This window comes from Streptomyces sp. SM18 (genome assembly GCF_002910775.2).
In the GTDB taxonomy this organism is placed as follows: domain Bacteria; phylum Actinomycetota; class Actinomycetes; order Streptomycetales; family Streptomycetaceae; genus Streptomyces; species Streptomyces halstedii.
The window spans coordinates 524,140-543,123 of sequence record NZ_CP029342.1 but is presented as its reverse complement, the minus strand read 5'-3'; the positions used below and the strand labels follow the sequence as shown (position 1 = coordinate 543,123).

Sequence of the window (18,984 nt, the reverse complement as noted above, 5' to 3'; positions counted from 1 at the left end):
TGATGGGTTACGTGTGGATCTGGCCCCTCAGCACCCTTTTGCCCACCGACCCGGGGCGGCCCCGTGCCCGCACCGCGCTCTGCGTCTCCGCCACCCCGCTTCCCGCACAGCCCGCCTCTTGCATGCCCCTCCCCGTCGCGCTCCTGACCCCTGACTCCCTCCTCTCAACTCGCGGTATCGGTATCAGCCCCGGCCACGGTCACGGCCCCGACGCCGGCCTCGGCCCCTGCCTCCCAGGCGGCCAGCAGCCGGGCTGCCTGCCGGACCAGCTGTGTGGAGCCTCCCCGGGCGGCCGTCTCCGCGAGACCGGCTATCGGTCCACCGGCTGTCGGGCCGCACTGCTCCGCGCACTCGGCGGCCACCGCCACCATGCTGCCCAGCGCGCGTGGCGCCCGCTGGTAGCCGAGGAGGCTCGGCAGCGCGGCCGACAGCACTTCGAGCACCGTCCGGTACGCACCGGTGGTCGCGGCGGTCCGGGCCGCGTCGGCCAGTCGGTTCACCTTCGTCAGGTCGTGATCGATGAGCACCGCGAGCTCCCGGCCGAGCAGAGCCGGGTCCAGACGGTCCTGCGCGGCGAGTATCAGCAGAGCGTCCACGGAGGACAGCCGGTCGTCGGGATGACGCGACCCGAGCCCGTAGGCCAAGGCCAGGTGAAGGGCTTCACCACCCGGAGGACCACCGGCCTCGACGAGACCGGGAAGCGCCCACGCTCCGCCCCGCATCCCCTCGTCCGTACCGTGCAGGAGGGTGGGCATCAGCCAGGCGGCCACGGCCTCGGCGTCCTGAGGGAGCGTCGCCGACCAGGGCCCTGAGCGTTCGGGAGTCCAGTGGTAGCAGGGATTCAGCAGCGGGTGGTGGGAGCGGCCCAGCCACTGGAAGGCGCGGGGGAACTCCCGTGCCAGGACGGGGTGTTCGCCCGTGGACAACAGGACCCAGCGCTTACCCGGCGCCCCGCGGTCGTGCCAGTCGCCGGGGGTGGGAAGGTGGCTGTCGAGTCCGTGCGGCAACACGCGGGCCACGGGTTCGTCCGCGCGCAACCAGGCCGCCAGCCGGTCGCCCTCCTCGGTGCCGAGCAGGGCGGCCTCCACCGCCTCCGCCTCCGTGCCGGAGCGTCGGACGCGCAACAGCGCCTGCGCGAAGTCGACGGGCCCCGGCCGGGCGCCGAGGTGCCGGTACGTCCGCAGCCGCTCGACGAGCTCGGCCGGCTCCAGTGCCCCCGTGTGCCAGGTGGGCGTCGCCAGCAGAAAGGGAAGCTGTCCCGTCGGCAGGAGGGCGGCGACTTCCCACACCCGCGCGTACAGCACGCCGTTCAGCGCGGCGTGGGCGCAGGTCCCCGTCGCCGTCCGCCTTTTACGCCCGTTCTTCACGGGCCCGCCGGAGACCTGTCCCAGCAGTGCCGCCGCGACGACGTCGAGCCCTCCCGGGTCGGCGGCGAACCACCGGTCCACCCGGTCCTGTGGCTGGTCATCGAGCCACCACACCCCGGCGAGCGCCTCGCGCAGCGCTTCCGTCAGAGCCGTACGGTCCGTGCGGGCGTGGCGGACGAGACCGTCGAGTGCCCGCTCGAAAGACGGCGCCTCACGGCTCCGCGACTTGATCAGCGCGCTCACCTCCTCCACGAGCTCCGCCACCGTCGAGGCGGCGGCGCCCAGAGGACGCGGCTCGGGTACGGGCGGCAGCGTCTCCTCGTACGGGACCGTGGGTTCATCGTCGGCCGGCAGATCCCCGAACAGGTCACGGGCGGCCGCGCGGTGCATCGGGCCCAGTCGCCCCGCCGCGAACGCGAGGTCCTCACGCAACGCAGGTGTCGCGCCCGACAGGTGGCGGGCGATCAGTCTCAGCGCGCGTCCGCGGATGTCCATGTCCTCATGGCCGAATGCCTCGGCGATGACCGGCAGCAGTTGTCCGGCGGTGGCTCTGTCTCGTCGCAGCGCCGCACCGAGCAGGGTCAGCTGAGCCCGTACCAGCTTCTTCTCCGTACGGAACAGGACCGAGGCCGAGACGTCCGCGAGGGCGTGGGTGCTCAGGGCACCCCGCGCGTCGAGTCGGACGAGCACCTGCTGGGCGTGCCCGGCGACGGCGGATCCACCGTCCGAGGCCATGGCGATCCAGTCGGCGACGCGAGCGGCCTCCTCGTCCTCGGTCAGCTCCAGCGCGCGCACCATGGTGAGAGAGAACCGCAGATCACCTGGCTTTCCACCGCGCAGCAGCCGACTCACCGACCGGTCGGCCAATGTACGGCGCTCCAAGACGCCTTCGCCCGCCAGGGCCGCCAGCGCGTTCGGCCAGTCGTCGGTCATGTCCGCCCTGTCGTACCAGAAGAGACCGGGGGGCGGCTCGGTTCCCTCGAACAGCGCGGTGGCCAGGGTCGCGACATGGGGTTCGGCCCGCAGGATGTCCACCAGGCGGCTCCGTCCCTTGCCCTGCCAGCGGGCGGAGTTGACCGAGGTGACCCACCCGCCCACCAGCCCGTCCGTCACCGGGAGGGGGCACCGCGCGACGCGCACCAACTCCTGGATCAGGCGGTAGTCGGACTCGGTCGATGTCGACGGGCGCGCCGCCAGCCGGTGCGCGAGATCACCGAGCCAGGCGGGGTCCCGGTCCGCCAGTACGTCGAGGAGCAACGCATACGGTGTACCCGACCAGTCCCGCAGGTCCTGGCCGCCGATCCAGGCGGCGCACGCCGCCGCTCCCGTATGGCATCCGGCGCCGGCCACCAGCAGGGCGTGCCGGACGGTGGCGCGCTCCGACCAGCCCCAGCCCCGTGCCTCCTTGCGCAGTGACTTCAGCTCCGCGAGGGCCTCCTTGCGCGCGGCCCGGTCCATGCCGGCCAGTGCACGCACGACCTCTTCCTTACGGCCCGCCCGAACAGCGGTGAGGAGCTCGCTCATCGCGCACCCCCGGTGACCGCCGCGCCGCGACGGACCATGCGCACGGCCAGGGCGTGCTTGCAGGGACCCCGGCGGCCGCGGTAGTCGGCCCACCACTGGCAGGTACAGCTGAGGTTCCCCTGCCCGTCCCGGACCCGGTAGCGGCGTTCGCCGGAGGAGACGAGGGCCGTCGCCCCGTCGATCACGACCGCCCCCGCACCGGCGAGCTCACGGGCCGCGACCAGGCGCGGGTTGTGCCGCTCGGCACGCCGAGCGTCGTAGGGCAGCTCCCGATGGAAGTACGCCGCGTCCGCGAGGTCGTAGCCCACCCGCCCGGCCGTCCCCAGCCGGGTGAGTGCCGCACGCACCCGCTCCACCGTCAGACCGGCCTGCTCGGCCAGATCGGCCGGCTCGATCCGCGGCTCCCAGGCCAGCAGGACCGACACCAACTCGGCGTCCGACGCCGCGTCGTCCGTGGCCAGTGCCTCCAGCACCCCGCCCTCGCCCGAGAATCCGCGCGACGCCTCCGGAGAGAAGGTGAGCGTCAGCCGCATGCCCGGCAGCACCACTTCCCAGGCGCTCGCCGAGGCCGTGCCGTCCGCCACCGGCCCGTACACCCGCAGTGCCGTCGCGTGGCGAAGCACCCGCTGGAGGGCGGCCAGGCGCTCCGGTCCGGGCAGACAGACCGCGCCCGCCACGGGCCGGGTCGTCGGACGCAGGGTCCTCCCCGCCGGGACGACCCACCGGGCACCCCTGGACGCGTTGCCCGACGTGCGAGGCAGCGAGCGCAGGAACCGCACGGCCTCGTCGGCCGGGAGCTCCGCCCGCAGGTCGAAACCGGCCGAGACCACCTGAGCCTCGGCGAAACCCCGCAGCCAGCGGTCCGGGAGCGGCACCTTCTTCTCCACCAACGGGCCGTCCATGGTGGTGACGGCCATCTCCTCGGGCCCCACCCGCAGATGCAACGGGTCATCCGCCGTTATCCGCGACAGCGCCTCACGCAGCGGATGGTTGATGTCCACGTTCGTCGTCCCGTGGTCCGTCCCGCCACCGTCGAGGCCTTCCCTCAGCACGTCGAGGCGCGCGTACACCCCGCAGCAGCCGGAGAACGACTCGAAGCGCAGCCGGTCCCCGTTGCCCGTCACCACCGGGTCCAGGGAGGAGGCCGGTGTCTGCCGGTAATAGCGCGCGGACGCCACATCGGCGACGGCGAGGAGTCCACGTGCGGCGATGCTCGGAGACGTGAGGAATCCCGTGAAGAACCGGGGGTGCGCCTCGGCACCGCGAGGCGTCAGTCCACCTGCGGTCTCCAGACCGAGCAACTGGCCTCCGGCCCCGGAGGTTTCCAGGGCGGACGCGCGTGAGTAGGCCAAAGCCTGTACGGATCGGGTCATGGAAAAGACCGTAGGACCCACCACTGACAACGGCTCCAAACAACGGGACCGGAGCCGAGCCGCACCCCTCCCTCCACCGCCCTGAAACCGCCTGCGGACCTCCGCCTGACCCGGATGCGCCCCCGAACACGCCCCGCCCGTAACCGATGTGCTCCCGCGTACCCCCACCCACTGCTCGACGCGCCCCTGCCGCGGGACCGGGCGGAACAGGACTGTGCGGCTCCACGCACGGAGTCGGGCCGTCAGCCTCTGCTCGCACCGACGGCGTTGACCTGTCCGGACAGCAGCTGCGTCTCCATCGGCGACGCGTTCGCCCGGGTCAGGAGCCCATGCGGACGCCCGGCCCCGTGCGTGGCGCCTCGGAGAGCAGTCGGATCCCACGAGTGATCTCGGCCGGTGTCAGGTGCGCGTACCCGAGGACCAGGGAAACCGTTCCGTCGTCGGACCCGGGCCCCCCGGACGCGGCGCCGTGGGCCGTCGGGCCCGGCGCCGTCATCACGCAGTCACGGAGCGGGCGAAGCGCGATGCCGGCGGCGCCCGCGCGACGCAGGAGATCCGCCTCCGGGCCGAACCGTCCGGGCAGGCGGGCGATGATGTGCAGCCCGGCCGCGATACCGCTGACCTCGGTGCCGGGAAAGCACTCGGACAGGGCCGCGGTCAGAGCGTCCCGGCGCTCCCGGTAGAGCCGTTGGCAGCGGCGCAACTGACGGTCGTAGCCGCCCCGGCGGATGAAGTCGGCGAGCACCGCCTGGTCCACCGCGGCGTTGCCCAGGTCCATCGTCCGCTTGCGGTCGACGATCTCCTCGGTCATCGACGCGGGGGCGATCAGCCAGCCCAGTCGCAGTCCGGGCGCCAGCGACTTGCTCACCGAGCCGGTGTACACGACGTGTTCCGGATCCAGGCCCTGCAACGCCCCCACCGGCTCCCTGTCGTACCGGAAGTCGCCGTCGTAGTCGTCCTCCAGGATCACACCGGAGGTGTCGCGGGCCCAGTCGAGCAGTCGGCCACGCCGCTCGGCGGAGTACGCGATTCCGGTGGGAAACTGGTGGGCGGGCGTGGTGACCAGGGCGCGCACGCCGGAGTGGAACAGCGGTGCCAGCGCCAGCCCTTCACCGTCCAGCGGGAGCGGCGTGGTCCGCAGGCCGGCCGAAGCGAACAGAGAGGCGTGCTGAGGGCTACCGGGGTCCTCCACCCCGACCGTGTCCACGCCATGGCCGCGCAGCACGAACCCGAACAACGTCGTCGCCTGTGCCACCCCCGAACACACCACCAGCCGCTCCGGGTCCGCCACCACACCGCGGCGCCGGGTCAGCAGACTCGCCAGTGCCTCACGCAGTTCCGGCAGACCGCGGGGGTCGGGGTACCCGAGGGAAGCGTGCGGCAGCCGGGCCAGCACCGCACGCTGCGTGGCCGCCCACACGCCGCGGGGGAAGAGGGAGAGGTCCGGAGTGCCGGGCCGGAAGTCCACCCGTGCGCCCGGCGCACGTGGAGCCCTGTCACGCGCCGGTGCCTGGGCCGACGGGCGTACCGCCTCGCTCACCCAGGTACCCGCGCCCCGGCCGCTGCGCAGATAGCCCTCGGCCGTCAACTGCTCGTAGGCCTCGGTCACCAGCCCACGTGACACCCCCAGATCGGCTGCCAGTTCACGACTGGCCGGGAGCCGTGTCCCGGCCCGCAGCCGGCCCGACCGTACCGCCTCGCGCAGCGCCGACCGGAGCGCACGCCCGCGCTGACGCGCGGGTGCCGAAGCGGCCGGCAGCAGCAGTTCCCAGGCGGGGCGCACGGGCGCGCGCTCCCCCTGCGTACCGGCACCCCCATGCGGATTGGTCCCCGAAGACGTCATGGAAGTGGACCTTAAACCGGTCCGCCGACCGCCCTAGCGTCGCCTCCATGAACGCCACTCCACTCCGTGGGGCCCTGCTCGCGGCCCTCGCCTGCACCCTGGTCGGTGCCTCCTTCACCGCGAACAGCGTCCTCGGCGACTACCCGTACGCGGGAGGCCAGGCGCTGCGCTACGGCCTCGCGGCACTGCTGCTCCTGCCCCTGCTGCACTCCCGCGACGGATCGCATCCGGCGCTGCTGCGCACGCTCACCGGGCGGCAGTGGGCCCGCCTGGCCACCCTTGCCGCCATCGGGATGGTCGGCTTCAACCTGGCCGTCCTGGCGGCGGAACGCTCGGCGGAGCCGGCCGTCCCCGGAGTGTTCGTCGGATGCGCCCCCATCGTGGTGGGCGTCCTGGTCCCCCTGCTGGACGGACGCCGCCCCTCACCGGCCGTGCTGTACGCCGCCGGTCTCGTCGCCGCCGGGGCGTTCACCGTGCAGGGATGGGGGAGGGCCGACCTCGCGGGCATCGTGTTCTCGGCCGGGGCGCTCGCCGGCGAGGTCGGCTTCGCGGTCCTGGCGGTCCCCGTGCTGCGCCCGCTCGGCCCGAAGCTGCTGTCGGCGACGGTCTGTGCCGTCGCCGCCGTGGAATCGGTCCTTCTGGGCGTACTGCTCGACGGGCACGGCTTCCTGCGTATGCCCACAGGACAGGAGACTCTGGCCCTGGTGTGGCAGGCGGCGGTGGTCACGGTGATCGGCTTCGTCTGCTGGTACAGCGGGATGCGGCAGATCGGTGCCGAGCGCGCCACCTTGTTCTCGGGGCTGATCCCGGTCTCCGCGGCCATTACCGCGCCGCTGGTCGGAACCGGGACCTACGGAGTGGGTCAGGGCGCCGGCAGCCTCCTTGTGGGGGTCGGCGTGGCGCTCGGTTCGGGCATGCTGAGGCGCCGCCCGGTACCGGTACCGGGGTCCGCGACGCGTGAGGGCGCCGCCCCACGCGGCACCGCGTGACGCCCGATCCTGTACGGCAGCGTCAACCGGGAGCCGGACATGACCCGTTCGTGCCGCGAGGGGGCGGGGTCCGGCCCGGCGGCGACAGTGGCCGAGAACGAGCGCGTGGTGGCCCTGTCATCTGGGTGTCTCGTGTCACCTGGGGGCGGCGCGGTCCGAACGCGCCGGGACCCGGTGCCGGGGGGCGATGCGGCGTATGACCAGCGGGGGCAGCCACCAGGTCAAGTACCGGGCCGGTTCCGGCGATTCCCGCTGGACACCGTCCGGCACGTGGGCTGGGATGGAACGGTGACTGCCGACACCGTGACCGATGTCTTCGAAGAGAACAGGGCCGTCCTCACCGGGGTCGCCTACCGCATGCTGGGGCGCGTCGCCGACGCCGAGGACGTGGTGCAGGACGCCTGGCTGCGCTGGTCCTCGGCGGACCGCGAGGACGTGCGGGAGCCGCGCGCCTTTCTCGTACGGGTCACCACCCGGCTGGCCATCGACCGGCTGCGGCACGTGCGGTCCAGGCATGAGGCGTACGTCGGGCCCTGGCTGCCCGAACCGGTGGTCACCGCGTACGGCCTGTCCGTCCCGGACACCGTGGAGCATGCCGTGCTGGCCGAATCGGTGTCCCTGGCCGTACTGGTGGTCCTGGAGTCACTGTCCCCGCTGGAACGGGCCGTCTTCGTCCTGCGTGAGGCGTTCGGATTCCCGTACGCGGAGATCGCCACGACGCTCGACCGGTCGGAGGCGGCGGTGCGGCAGTTGGCCGGCCGGGCCAGGCGGCACGTGGAGGAGCGCAAACCGCGGTACGACGTGGATCCAGCCCTCCGCCGCGACCTCACCGAGCGCTTCCTCGCCGCCGCCTCGGGAGGCGACCTCAAGCGGTTGCTCGCGCTGCTGGCCCCCGATGTACGGCTGGTCAGCGACAGCGGCGGCAAGTCCAAGGCGCCGCGCCGGATCATCGAGAGTGCGGACAAGGTGGGCCGCTTCCTCTTCGCCGTGGGCCAGGACCGGCCCGAGGGCATGGAGGCCAGGATCGTGGAGCTCAACGGCGGCCCCGCCCTCGTGCTGACCGTCGGCGGCAGGCCGGACACGGTCTTCCAGGTGGAGGTCGCGAAGGGGGTCGTCCAGGACGCCTACCTCATACGCAACCCTGACAAGCTGGCCGGTCTCTCGTTCGTCCAGGGGGACGTCTCGACAACCGTGCCTTCTGCCTGGCGGGTCTGACGGATCGCTCAGGTGTCAGGTCTGTCGGGCGTTGGACGCGAGGCGGTCGGCGAGCGCGACGACGAGGTCGCGCAGTTCATCAGGGCGCTCGATGACGAACGGCCGGTCGAGCGAGGCGAGTACCGGTGGCAACCAGTCGAGCCTCTCCGCCCGGAGCTCGACGCGCCGCCACCGCTCGGCCGTCGGATCCGCTGCCACCCCGGGCGCCACCTCCTCCAGGCTCGCGACACCGGCCGGAAGGCGTGCCCGGATCTGGTCGACGGTCCCGTGAATCCGCAAGGTCACCTCGTGGCGGTACTCGGCCGTGGCGAACCCTGACACCACGCGCTGTGCGGTGTCGAGTCCGGCGGGTACGTCGAACGTGCCGGGCAGGCACCTCGCGCCTGCGATGCGATCGAGCCGGAACGTCCGGTCCTCACCGATCTCCGGGTCCGTGCCCGTGACGTACCACCGGCCCGCATGGGCGACGATCCCGTAGGCATGCAGCGGGCGTTCGCCGCGTCGGCCGTTCCGGTCGGTGTACTTGATCGAGAGCGGCCGCCGGTGACGGACCGCGTCGGCGACGGTGAGCAGGACCTCGGCATCCGGATGCGCGAAGGCGGTGGGCGGAGCGGTGAACGCCAGGGATGCGAGGACCGTGTCGAGTCTGCGGGTCACTCGCTCGGGCAGCACCCTGCGTATCTTGGCCGCTGCCGTCTCGCCGGCCGCGTCCGTCGTCATCAGTCCCGAGCGGCGGCCGGCGACCAGACCGAGCAAGACCGCGAGCGCCTCGTCGTCGCTGAACATGAGCGGCGGCAAGCGGTATCCGGAGCCCAGCCGGTAGCCGCCGTAGCGGCCCCGCACGGCCTCCACCGGCACGTCGAGGTCGACCAGCTGATCCACATAGCGCCGCACGGTGCGGCCGTCGACGCCGAGCCGGTCGGCCAGCTCGGCCACGGTCCGGATACCGCCCGCCTGCAGCAGCTCCAGGAGGATCAGTACGCGTCCGGTGGGTCGAGACATGCGCACAGCCTAACGAGAATAGTGGACCGATTCTGTCCACTATAAGTCCTAGTCTTCGGAGTGCAGCGGTTCCGCCTACCTGGGAGAACACCATGGACCTCGTCTCGATCCGCATCATCACCGGCGACGTCGCACGCCTCGTCGCCTTCTACGAGCAGGCCACAGGGGTGCCGGCGACCTGGGCCACCGAGGACTTCGCCGAGCTCAGCACCGGCGGCGGCACCCTCGCGATCGCCGGTACCCGCACCGTTCCCCTGTTCGCCCCGGGCTCCGCCCGCCCCGCGGACAACCACAGTGTGATCATCGAGTTCCTCGTCGACGACGTGGACCGGGTGTACGGGAACCTGACCGGTTTCGTGTCCGACTTCGTCAACGAACCCACCACGATGCCCTGGGGCAACCGGTCACTGCTATTCCGTGACCCCGATGGCAACCTCGTCAACTTCTTCACCCCGGTCACGCCGGATGCCATGCGGAAGTTCGCCCGCTGACGCACGCCGGACGCCCCTCGCACGCGGCGCACCGCCGCCCGCACCTCCCGGACCTGTGCGGACGTGGGCCTGGTGACGCGCCGGGCCACCGGACCGCGAACGTCCTGTGAACGCTTTGCGGCACATGACGATTTCGCTCCGTCACCGGGAGAGGATTGGTCTTGACCAAGGTGGTGGGCAGCCCTAAGGTCGTCACGTTAAGACAAGGACCTTTAATAAATAGCGTCGCGGAACTAGGCGTCGGGTGATTGCGGAGGACAGGGTGGGGACCACGCAGCTGGAAGCCGTGCAGGAGCCGAAGTACTGGCATCTCAAGACCGTGCTCGGTGAGGCGCTCGACTCGGACTTCGCGGTGGGCGAGATCCTGCCCAACGAGCGTGAGCTGGCGGCGCGTTTCGGCGTCGCCAGGGCCACGCTGCGGCAGGCCCTGGAGCAGTTGGAGCTGGAAGGCCGGCTGCAGCGGCGCCGCGGCGTGGGCACGACGGTCGCGCCTCCGCGCGTCGGGGTCGCCGTCGCCGGTGTACAGCAGGACTGGGCCGACGGCGGCGGTGCGGGGGAGACGTGGCAGCCCGTCGACTGCACAACCGCGACCGCGACCGCGCCGGTTGCCGCCCTTCTTGACATCGTTGCCGACGTTCCCGTGCACGTGGTGCGGCGCATCCGCCTCACCCATGGACAGGCCGTCGCCGCGGAGCTTCTGTACGTCCCGACTTCGTCCGTGCCGGAGCTCTCCGCGATCGAGGTGCCCTCCGGACCCGCTCGGGCCCGGGGTGTCCTGCGAGAGCTGCACCGCCTGGGGCTGGACGGCCAGGACCGCTCCGTCGAGCTCGGATCGGCCCGCGCGGACGACGCCAAGGAGCTCGACCGGCTCCCGGGCGCGCCCGTCCTCGTGGTCACGACGCGCTACCTCGCCGCCTCCGGCACGGTAGCCGTGTCCGTGGCGACCTACCGTGCGGACACCTGCCGCCTCACCTTCGGTGATTCCGGGGCACTGGAGATCAGCCACGAGGAGGAGGCGCAGACGCGCCAGGCCTCCTGACAGCACGGCACCGCGGCCGTGTTCAGCCGCGGGTCACGGACGGCGTTCCTGGTCTGGGGCTCCGTTCGCGTGACATCGAGGTCCGTTGACGACGTCCCGCGCTCCCGCGCCGCGCCGTCCCTCCGGCCCGCCGCACTCAGCGGCGGGCCGTCACTGTTGCCTCCACCGCGAACAACTGCTCCTCGACATGGTCCAGAGCCAGCCGCAGGGCGCCTGTGGCCACGGCCGCCTCTCCCAGGAGCGAGAGGGCCACCCTGGGCGGCCGGAGGCAGTACCGCGCCAGCTCGTCGCGGAGGGGGTCCAGCACTCCGTCGAGCCCGGCGGCCCAGCCGCCCACCACCACCAGTTCGGGATCGAGCGCCAGCGCGAGAGCCGCGACGTCGTGCACCAGCCGCTGGATGAACCGCTCCACGGCGGCCTGCGCGCCCGTGTCACCGTGCCGCGCCTTGGCGAACACGGCGGCGACGGCGCGCTCGTCCAGCGGGTCCAGCGGAGTGTCCGTGGTGGACAGCAGGTGTTCGGGTGTGACATCACGACCCAGCAGGTGCAGTGCCCCGATCTCACCCGCCGCACCGCCGAACCCCCGGTGCAGTCGGCCCCCGATCAGCGAACCGGCCCCCGGGCTCAAGCCCGCCAGGACGAACACGATGTCGTCGGACTCGGTGGCGGCCCCCTTCCAGTGTTCGGCGACCGCGGCCGCGTTGGCGTCGTTCTCGACCAGCACCGGACATCGGAACGAACGGCGCAGCCGTTCACCGAGCGGAAGGCCCGTCCAGTCCGGAAGCGCCGTCCCGAGCCGCACGGTCCCGTCCGCCTCGACGATTCCCGGGCTGCCCACGCCGACCGCGCGCAGGCTGCTGCGCGCGACCCCGGTGCGCCGCAGCACGTCGGCGATCACCGCTCTGACCTGGTCGAGCCTGTCGTCCGCGCAGGCGCTCTCGCAGACCTCCCGGGAGCCCGCACCGATGATCCGGCCGTCCAGACCGGACAACAGGGCGGAGACCCGGTGCGAGCCGATCTCGACGCCCAGCAGATACCCGGCCTCCGCCCTGAATCTGAACCGCCGGGCAGGACGGCCCTGCCGTCGGGCCGCTCCGTCCTCGGGCATGGCCTCGACGACGAGACCCGCCTCGAAGAGTCCTTCGACCACGCCTTCGACGGTGGGACGGGAGAGCCCGGTGATGCGCGTCAAGTCCGTGAGGGTCGGTGAATGGGCCCCTCGCAGGGCATGCAGTACCACCGCGGAATTGATCCGCCGCAGCAGAGACGGGTCCCCACCGGTCAGCCGGCCCACGGTGTGTCCTCCCAGGTCGCGCGCGTGTCTGCGGATCGTACTCGTTGCCTAGGCATAGGGCGACAGACCCCCGAAGCCGGTACCGAGAGGTGACCTTCGCCGCCGTCGCGAAGTATCCGGAACCAGCCGCGGGTGTTGTCGGCGCCAGCATCCGCGAGTGCCGCCGACGGCAGCGTCCGCGAGTGCCGCCGGCCGGCCCCCGCTACGGATCGCCGGGTGCCTTGTGCCGCTGTCCGGGCGGGCGGGCCGGCGCGGTGTGGGTGCCGGGTGCCGTGGCCGGGCCGGAGCGTATCGGTGGTGCGGCAGGACACTGACCGACGTGGGGTGCCTCCGCGTCAGCCCGGTGACACGAAGCCTGACTCGTAGGCCGCGATCACCGCTTGGGTGCGGTCCCTGGCCCCCAGCTTCGCCAGCACCGCGCTCACATGCGTCTTCACCGTCTCCGCGCCGACGACGAGCTCGGCGGCGATCTCCGCGTTGGACAGCCCGCGTGCCATCAGCCGGAGCACCGCGGACTCCCGGTCGGTGAGCGCCGCACGCTCCATCGCGGCCCTGGCCTTGCTGGTGCCGTACTCCGCGGCGAGTTGCCGTACCGCGGCAGGGAACAACAGTGACTCCCCCTCCGCCACCAACCGCACCGCGTGGACGATTTCGGCGGGACGGGCCCGCTTGAGCAGGAATCCGTCGGCCCCGGCCCGCAGTGCCTCGTACACGTACTCGTCGTTCTCGAACGTGGTCACGACCAGGATCTTCGGAGGCCGGGGCACGGCACGCAGCACCGCCCGCGTCGCTTCTATCCCGTCCATCAACGGCATCCGCACATCCATCGCGATGACATCCGGAGCCAGTTGGCGGACAAGGGGGATCACCGCCGCGCCGTCGGAGGCTTCGCCCACCACACGGATATCGTGCTGGGCCTCCAGAACCGCGCGTAGCCCCGCGCGCACCAGAGGCTCGTCGTCGACCAGGAGAACGGATACCGCCATCCGGTCAGGGTATGCGGTCGAGCGGAAGGCTCACATGCACCATCCAGTTCCTCCCGTAGCAACCCGCCTTGGCCTTTCCCCCCAGCAGGGCGGCCCGCTCACGTATGCCGCGCAGGCCACTTCCGGACCCCGACCTGCGCACCCCCGACGGAGAAATGGGGTTGACGACCTCCAGCTCCAGCCGACCGTCCGCGACACCGATTCTCACCCGTACGGGGACGGAGCCGGCGTGACGCAGCACGTTGGTCAGGGACTCCTGGAGGATGCGGTACCCCTCGCGGGAGACCGGGCGGGGAACCAGCGCCAGCGGGCCGGACACCTCGGCGTCGATCACGGCGCCTGAGTCGCGGGCCGAGTCCAGCAATCGGTCGGCCTCGGCCAGAGTCGGGCGGCTCGACACGGAAGGTTCCGATTCCCGTAGTACCCGTAAGACCCGCTCAAGATCGTCCAGCGCGCGGCGGCCCGTCTCCTCGATGGCAGCCAACGCCCGCGCCGTGAAGACCGGGTCGTCCGCCGTACGGGCGGCTCCGGCCTGCACCACCGCGATCGTGAGCGCGTGCCCGATCGAGTCATGGAGCTCGCGCGCAATGCGGTTGCGCTCAAGAAGCTGCTCCGTGCGTTCCTCCAGTGCGGTCATCCGCTCCATCGGTGACGGGCCGAGCAACTGACGGGCGACAGCGGTGACGAGGTTTCCGCACACCACGACGACCCCGAGCAGCAGGACGAGTGGTACGGGCGCGAGCAGAGCGCACCACCAGCCCGCCTTGATGCCTCGGGCCAGCCACTGGTCGCCGCTCTTCGGACCGAGCGAAGCCCGGACGAGAACGACGGCGGTCGCGGAGAGGCTGACCGTGGCGAAGCCCACCACCGCGGCGAGCAGCAACCGCACCTCCAACCAGGCCACCGTGCGCCAGCGGTCCCACCATGTCGCGGAAGGCGCTGTGGCGATCGCGGCCTCCGGGTGCCCGCGCTCCCCGGGCGTGAGGAGGTACTGAGCCTGGACCCCCTCGGCGAGTCTCATGGCGGGAACCAGGCCCACAGGCACGGCGAAGAGAAGAGGCATCCACGGTGTGTCCATGGAGATGAAGAGCCACACACTGACGCCCGCGCCCGGAACGAGCAGGTGGAGCCAGCGACTGTACGTGGCCGCGAGGGCCAGCGGTCGGAGGAAGCGGCGCATGCCGGCCATCGTGCCAGCCAGGCGGCACCGAGCGGCTCCCCCGAGCGGGGGAGACGATCCCCTCTCGTGGGGGAGGCCACGAGCAGGGCCGGGCAGCCAGGCTGAGCTCATGAACAGCATCGAAGTCCACGAACTCACCAAGGACTACGGGGCGACCCGCGCCGTGGACCACATCGACTTCCGTGTGCGCCCCGGCCGCGTGACGGGCTTTCTCGGCCCCAACGGAGCCGGAAAGTCGACCACCATGCGTCTCGTTCTCGGGCTGGACAGGCCCACCTCCGGCACGGCCACGATCGGAGGACGGGCCTACACCCGCCTCAGTAAGCCCTTGCACAGCGTCGGTGCACTGCTCGACGCACAGGCGGCGCACGGTTCGAGGACCGCGCGCAACCACCTGGCGGCGCTGGCCGCGAGTAACGGCATAGGCCGGCGCAGAGTGGAGGAAATGCTCGAAGAATCGGGCTTGGGAACGGTCGGCGGCCGGCGGATCAAGACCTTCTCCCTCGGCATGCGCCAGCGGCTCGGCATCGCCGCCGCCCTGCTCGGTGATCCGGGGGTTGTGATGCTGGACGAACCGTCCAACGGGCTGGATCCCGAAGGCATCGTCTGGATCCGCGAGCTGATGCGGAGCCTGGCCAGGGAGGGCCGCGCCGTTCTGGTCTCCAGCCATCTGATGAGCGAGACCGCTTCCTTCGCCGACCATCTCGTCGTCCTCGGAAAGGGAAGGCTTCTCGTCGATCTGCCGATGGAGGATTTCCTCGACGCACGAAGCGGCCCCGGTGTCCGCCTCCGTACCACCGAACCCGCCCGACTGCGGGAAGCGTTGTCCCGCCGGGGACACGCACCGGTGCAGGGTGCTGACGGGTCGTGGACGGTCGCGGGAGTGGGAGCCGCAGAAGTCGGCCCCCTGGCGGCCTCCGAAGGGATCCCCCTGCTCGAACTCGTGGACCTGAAGGCGACTCTGGAACAGGCCTATCTCGCCCTCACCGCGGACGAGACCCAGTTCGCCGCTCATGCTTTCACGACACCCGAGAAGGGCTGACCAGATGAACATGCCGGCAACTGCCGTCCTGCGCTCGGAGTGGATCAAGGTCAGATCGGTGCGGTCGGTCTCCGGTTCGCTCATAGCGGTGTTCGCCGCCACCCTGCTCGTCACTTTGCTGGTGTTCCCGACCGTGGGGCAGGCCGAGGCGGACAAACCGGACGGTGACCTTCTCTTCTTCGCCTTCTATGCCCTGAACTTCGGGCAGATCGCAGCGATCAGCTTCGGTGCCACGGCCATGTCGTCCGAGTTCCTGAACGGCGCGTTGCGGACATCGCTCTCCGCCGTCCCGAACCGTGACCTCTTCTACGCCGCGAAGATGTCGGTGATCGGCTGTCTCGCCGTGGGGGCGGGGTTGATCACCAGCCTCGTCACCTTCGTGGTCGGGCAGGCGTTCATGGGTGAGTACGCCGTCGGCCTGGGGGAGAGCGGGGCGCTCCGCGCGGTGATCGGGGGCGGTATCTACCTCGCCCTGATGACGTTGTCGGCGGCAGGACTGACAGCGCTGCTGCGGAGCGCGGTTGCCGTGCTGTCGCTTCTCGTACCGTTCGTGCTGATCGTGTCCTTCGTGGTCGGAGACGTCGCGGGAGGGGCGGCTCAGTACCTGCCGGACCGCGCCGGACAGCTGATCCTTCACCAGACGACGGAAGGGAGTCTCGGGCCGTGGACGGGCCTCGCGGTGACCGGGGCGTGGGCGGGGCTCGCCCTGCTGGCCGGCTGGTGGGCGGTCCGCACCAGGGATGCCTGAAGGCCGACCGTACGGATGACCGTCGCTGGATCCACCGTTGTGGCTGATGTCCTGGCCGGCCGGTCGGCTTTCACTCCTCCTCCGATCTCACTCCTCTTCCGACACTCACATCGGGCCACCTGGTCAGGCCGGTGTCGGCATCTGCCCTGACTCCAGGGAGTCGTTGAAGAAAGAGCTTGGCCTCCGGGGGAGGCGCTCAAGGGACTAGGCTCCGGACGGCACAGAGCAAGCGGCCCAGGACCGTACCGTGCCGGCGATCCCTGGAGGTTTCTCCTGACCCCGGCGAGGCCCATGTGTCAGTGGGAGAGGGTTTACTGACGGTATGACCACGGCACATCACCTCCGCCTCATCGACGGGATGCGCGCCAGGGAGTTTCCCTCGGAGCGCACCGTGTCGGGCTCGGGGGCCAGCGGCCCCGGGTACCACAGCGCGTACCTGCACGGGGAGGAGGCGCTGTGCGACGGCGACGAGGCAGAGCGAGTGGAACGGCTGGCGCAGTGCCGGGCGGAACACGATGCGCTGATCGCCCTGCTCACACTGCGCTGGGGCGAACCCCAGGCCGTCAGTCTGTGGAGTGCGCGGGAGCGGATGCTCGCGGGGGAGGAGATACCGGAACCATGGGCCGACGCGGTCGCTCGCGGCGCCTACCTCGCGATGTGGCGGATCGAGGACCGGTGGATCGCCGTGGCGCTCCACCCCGAGGGTGAAGACCTCGGGCCCGACACGAGCGTGCTGGTGACGGTGGTCGCCCCACCCTGACCACAGCTACGGTCGCGAACGCACGCCACCGGGGTTCCACCTCCGGCCGGCGCGGCACCCGATTCGGTGACGGGGCCGGGGGCCTCAGCCGGACAGCTCCTGGTCGACTGCCGCTCGCAGCCGGGCGTACTCGTCCGCCATCGTCGCCACCGTCCAGTGGGCGTTGAGACCACTCGGGTTGGGCAGTGCCCAGACGCGGGCTCCACCGATGGAGCGCTCCTGGGGGCCGATGCGGGCGCGGCGTTCTCCGAAGGCGGTGCGGTAGGCGGTGACACCGACGACGGCGAGCCAGAGGGGCCCCAGCTCCGCCACCTTCGCCGCGAGCGTCCGCCCGCCCTCGCGGTATTCCTCCGCGCTCAGCTCGTCCGCCCTGGCTGTGGCCCTGGCCACCACATTGGTGATGCCCAGTCCGTATCCCAGCAATTCGTCCTGCTCCGCCGTCCGAAGCCGCCTCGGCGTGAAACCCGACAGATGCAGCACCGGCCAGAACCGGTTGCCGGGATGGGCGAAATGGTGGCCTGTGGCGCCGGTCGTCAGGCTCGGGTTGATGCCGCAGAACAGCACGCGCAGGCCGCCCGTGGCGACGTCGGGCACGACGCGGTCACGGGCGGCCTGGAGCTCCTCGGGAGTCATCGGACAGCGGAAGGGGCCGTCAGAGGATCGACCCCGGCGTGTAGCCGGCCGCTTCCGGGTACTGCTCCGTGATCTTCTCGATCCGCGACACCAGCGCGGTGACCTGGTCACCCGCGGCACCGGTGAAGGAGAGCTTGTCCGCCATCAGGGCGTCCAACTGCGGTCGGTCGAGCGGGATACGGGCATCCGCCGCCAGCTTGTCCAGCAGTTCGTTGCGTTCGGCGCCCTGCTCCCGCATCGCCAGCGCCGAGGCCACCGCGTGCTCCTTGATGGCCTCGTGGGCGACCTCGCGGCCGACCCCGGCCCGCACCGCCGCCATCAGGACCTTGGTCGTCGCGAGGAACGGCAGGTAGCGGTCCAGCTCGCGCGCCACGACCGCGGGGAACGCACCGAACTCGTCGAGCACGGTGAGGAAGGTCTCCAACAGCCCGTCGAACGCGAAGAAGGCGTCCGGAAGAGCCACCCGGCGGACCACGGAACAGGACACGTCGCCCTCGTTCCACTGATCGCCCGCCAGCTCGCCAGTCATCGACGCGTAGCCGCGCAGGATCACCATCAGGCCGTTCACACGCTCGCAGGAGCGGGTGTTCATCTTGTGCGGCATCGCCGACGACCCGACCTGGCCCGGCTTGAAGCCCTCGGTCACCAGCTCGTGCCCGGCCATCAGCCGGATCGTCTTGGCGACCGACGAGGGCGCGGCGGCCAGCTGCACCAGCGCCGTCACCACGTCGTAGTCGAGGGAGCGGGGGTAGACCTGGCCGACGGAGGTGAAGGAGTGCGCGAAGCCGAGGTGCCCGGCGATGCGCTGCTCCAGGTCCGCGAGCTTGTCGGCGTCGCCGCCGAGCAGGTCCAGCATGTCCTGTGCCGTACCCACGGGGCCCTTGATGCCGCGCAGCGGATACCGGTCCAGCAGGTCTTCCAGTCGCCCGTAGGCCACCAGCAGCTCGTCCGCGGCGGTCGCGAAGCGCTTGCCCAGCGTCGTGGCCTGCGCGGCCACATTGTGCGAGCGGCCCGCGACGACCAGCTCACGGTACTCGGCGGCCAGCCTGCCGAGGCGTGCCAGGACCGACACCGTACGGTCGCGCATCAGCTCCAGTGAGAGCCGGATCTGCAGCTGCTCGACGTTCTCGGTCAGGTCCCGGGAGGTCATGCCCTTGTGCACCTGCTCGTGGCCGGCGAGGGCGTTGAACTCCTCGATCCGGGCCTTCACGTCGTGCCGCGTGACCTTCTCGCGCTCGGCGATCGAGGCCAGGTCGACCTGGTCGACCACCCGTTCGTAGTCGGCCAGCGCGGCGTCGGGCACCTCGATGCCGAGGTCCTTCTGCGCTCGCAGCACCGCCAGCCACAGCCGGCGTTCCAGCTTCACCTTCTGCTCGGGGGACCAGAGGACGGCCAGCTCCGTGGAGGCATAGCGGCCGGCCAGGACATTGGGGATGCGAGGCTTCGCAGACACAGCAGTCACGTGTCCGGAGTTTACCGGGCGACCACACAGGCTCCG

The 18,984-nt window shown here is 71.4% G+C and carries 16 protein-coding genes; 7 read left to right on the top strand and 9 right to left on the bottom strand.

Annotated features, from left to right (window positions below):
- Window positions 1-164 precede the first annotated feature (164 nt).
- From B9S64_RS02240 to B9S64_RS02230, 3 genes are all read right to left on the bottom strand, one after another.
- On the bottom strand, window positions 165-2,891 hold the full coding sequence (locus B9S64_RS02240) for a DUF6493 family protein (RefSeq protein WP_219818748.1): 2,727 nt from the start codon (window positions 2,889-2,891) through the stop codon (window positions 165-167).
- Window positions 2,888-4,264 carry an SWIM zinc finger family protein gene (locus tag B9S64_RS02235; protein WP_103488832.1) on the bottom strand — a complete coding sequence of 459 codons (1,377 nt, stop codon included), beginning with the start codon at window positions 4,262-4,264 and terminating at the stop codon, window positions 2,888-2,890. Before B9S64_RS02235 ends, B9S64_RS02240 begins: the two co-directional genes overlap by 4 nt.
- A gap of 319 nt (window positions 4,265-4,583) precedes the next feature.
- Window positions 4,584-6,107: a PLP-dependent aminotransferase family protein gene (locus tag B9S64_RS02230; protein ID WP_103488831.1), complete on the bottom strand. Its 1,524-nt coding sequence runs from the start codon at window positions 6,105-6,107 to the stop codon at window positions 4,584-4,586.
- Window positions 6,108-6,154: 47 nt separating this feature from the next.
- Between B9S64_RS02230 and B9S64_RS02225 the strand changes: the two genes are divergently transcribed.
- Window positions 6,155-7,096, top strand: a complete 942-nt coding sequence (locus tag B9S64_RS02225; protein WP_103488830.1) for a DMT family transporter — start codon at window positions 6,155-6,157, stop codon at window positions 7,094-7,096.
- A 288-nt stretch (window positions 7,097-7,384) separates the two neighbouring features.
- On the top strand, window positions 7,385-8,311 hold the full coding sequence (gene sigJ, locus B9S64_RS02220; protein WP_103488829.1) for an RNA polymerase sigma factor SigJ: 927 nt from the start codon (window positions 7,385-7,387) through the stop codon (window positions 8,309-8,311).
- A 15-nt stretch (window positions 8,312-8,326) separates the two neighbouring features.
- Here sigJ and B9S64_RS02215 read toward each other — a convergent pair whose 3' ends face one another.
- Window positions 8,327-9,313 carry a YafY family protein gene (locus B9S64_RS02215; protein WP_103488828.1) on the bottom strand — a complete coding sequence of 329 codons (987 nt, stop codon included), beginning with the start codon at window positions 9,311-9,313 and terminating at the stop codon, window positions 8,327-8,329.
- A 92-nt stretch (window positions 9,314-9,405) separates the two neighbouring features.
- Between B9S64_RS02215 and B9S64_RS02210 the strand changes: the two genes are divergently transcribed.
- Window positions 9,406-9,804, top strand: coding sequence for a VOC family protein (locus B9S64_RS02210; RefSeq protein ID WP_103488827.1), 399 nt, complete (start codon window positions 9,406-9,408; stop codon window positions 9,802-9,804).
- A gap of 262 nt (window positions 9,805-10,066) precedes the next feature.
- Complete coding sequence (locus B9S64_RS02205) at window positions 10,067-10,843, top strand: GntR family transcriptional regulator (protein ID WP_103488826.1); 777 nt, start codon at window positions 10,067-10,069, stop codon at window positions 10,841-10,843.
- Window positions 10,844-10,979: 136 nt separating this feature from the next.
- Here B9S64_RS02205 and B9S64_RS02200 read toward each other — a convergent pair whose 3' ends face one another.
- The 3 genes from B9S64_RS02200 to B9S64_RS02190 all read right to left on the bottom strand — a co-directional run bounded on the left by B9S64_RS02200 (window position 10,980) and on the right by B9S64_RS02190 (window position 14,303).
- Entirely contained in the window at window positions 10,980-12,137 is a 1,158-nt protein-coding gene (locus tag B9S64_RS02200; protein WP_103488825.1) for an ROK family protein, read from the bottom strand.
- 335 nt (window positions 12,138-12,472) lie between these two features.
- Entirely contained in the window at window positions 12,473-13,123 is a 651-nt protein-coding gene (locus B9S64_RS02195) for a response regulator transcription factor (RefSeq protein WP_103488824.1), read from the bottom strand.
- Between the two features lie 4 nt (window positions 13,124-13,127).
- Entirely contained in the window at window positions 13,128-14,303 is a 1,176-nt protein-coding gene (locus B9S64_RS02190; RefSeq protein WP_181012120.1) for a sensor histidine kinase, read from the bottom strand.
- A gap of 109 nt (window positions 14,304-14,412) precedes the next feature.
- Between B9S64_RS02190 and B9S64_RS02185 the strand changes: the two genes are divergently transcribed.
- From B9S64_RS02185 to B9S64_RS02175, 3 genes are all read left to right on the top strand, one after another.
- On the top strand, window positions 14,413-15,345 hold the full coding sequence (locus B9S64_RS02185) for an ATP-binding cassette domain-containing protein (protein ID WP_103488822.1): 933 nt from the start codon (window positions 14,413-14,415) through the stop codon (window positions 15,343-15,345).
- Window positions 15,346-15,349: 4 nt separating this feature from the next.
- Window positions 15,350-16,093, top strand: a complete 744-nt coding sequence (locus tag B9S64_RS02180; RefSeq protein ID WP_103488821.1) for an ABC transporter permease — start codon at window positions 15,350-15,352, stop codon at window positions 16,091-16,093.
- A 322-nt stretch (window positions 16,094-16,415) separates the two neighbouring features.
- A complete protein-coding gene (locus tag B9S64_RS02175; RefSeq protein ID WP_103488820.1) occupies window positions 16,416-16,853 on the top strand; it encodes a hypothetical protein in 438 nt (145 codons plus the stop codon).
- 84 nt (window positions 16,854-16,937) lie between these two features.
- Here B9S64_RS02175 and mug read toward each other — a convergent pair whose 3' ends face one another.
- Window positions 16,938-17,486, bottom strand: coding sequence for a G/U mismatch-specific DNA glycosylase (mug, locus tag B9S64_RS02170; RefSeq protein ID WP_103488819.1), 549 nt, complete (start codon window positions 17,484-17,486; stop codon window positions 16,938-16,940).
- Window positions 17,487-17,505: 19 nt separating this feature from the next.
- Window positions 17,506-18,939: an adenylosuccinate lyase gene (gene purB / locus B9S64_RS02165; RefSeq protein WP_103488818.1), complete on the bottom strand. Its 1,434-nt coding sequence runs from the start codon at window positions 18,937-18,939 to the stop codon at window positions 17,506-17,508.
- Between the last annotated feature and the right edge of the window lie 45 nt (window positions 18,940-18,984).

Bases quoted from the DNA above. Each gene is read 5' to 3' on its own strand.
- B9S64_RS02240 (WP_219818748.1), bottom strand. From the start codon at position 2,891: ATGAGCGAGCTCCTCACCGCTGTTCGGGCGGGCCGTAAGGAAGAGGTC.
- B9S64_RS02235 (WP_103488832.1), bottom strand. From the start codon at position 4,264: ATGACCCGATCCGTACAGGCTTTGGCCTACTCACGCGCGTCCGCCCTG.
- B9S64_RS02230 (WP_103488831.1), bottom strand. From the start codon at position 6,107: ATGACGTCTTCGGGGACCAATCCGCATGGGGGTGCCGGTACGCAGGGG.
- B9S64_RS02225 (WP_103488830.1), top strand. From the start codon at position 6,155: ATGAACGCCACTCCACTCCGTGGGGCCCTGCTCGCGGCCCTCGCCTGC.
- B9S64_RS02215 (WP_103488828.1), bottom strand. From the start codon at position 9,313: ATGTCTCGACCCACCGGACGCGTACTGATCCTCCTGGAGCTGCTGCAG.
- B9S64_RS02210 (WP_103488827.1), top strand. From the start codon at position 9,406: ATGGACCTCGTCTCGATCCGCATCATCACCGGCGACGTCGCACGCCTC.
- B9S64_RS02195 (WP_103488824.1), bottom strand. From the start codon at position 13,123: ATGGCGGTATCCGTTCTCCTGGTCGACGACGAGCCTCTGGTGCGCGCG.
- B9S64_RS02190 (WP_181012120.1), bottom strand. From the start codon at position 14,303: ATGCGCCGCTTCCTCCGACCGCTGGCCCTCGCGGCCACGTACAGTCGC.
- B9S64_RS02185 (WP_103488822.1), top strand. From the start codon at position 14,413: ATGAACAGCATCGAAGTCCACGAACTCACCAAGGACTACGGGGCGACC.
- B9S64_RS02180 (WP_103488821.1), top strand. From the start codon at position 15,350: ATGAACATGCCGGCAACTGCCGTCCTGCGCTCGGAGTGGATCAAGGTC.
- B9S64_RS02175 (WP_103488820.1), top strand. From the start codon at position 16,416: ATGACCACGGCACATCACCTCCGCCTCATCGACGGGATGCGCGCCAGG.
- mug (WP_103488819.1), bottom strand. From the start codon at position 17,486: ATGACTCCCGAGGAGCTCCAGGCCGCCCGTGACCGCGTCGTGCCCGAC.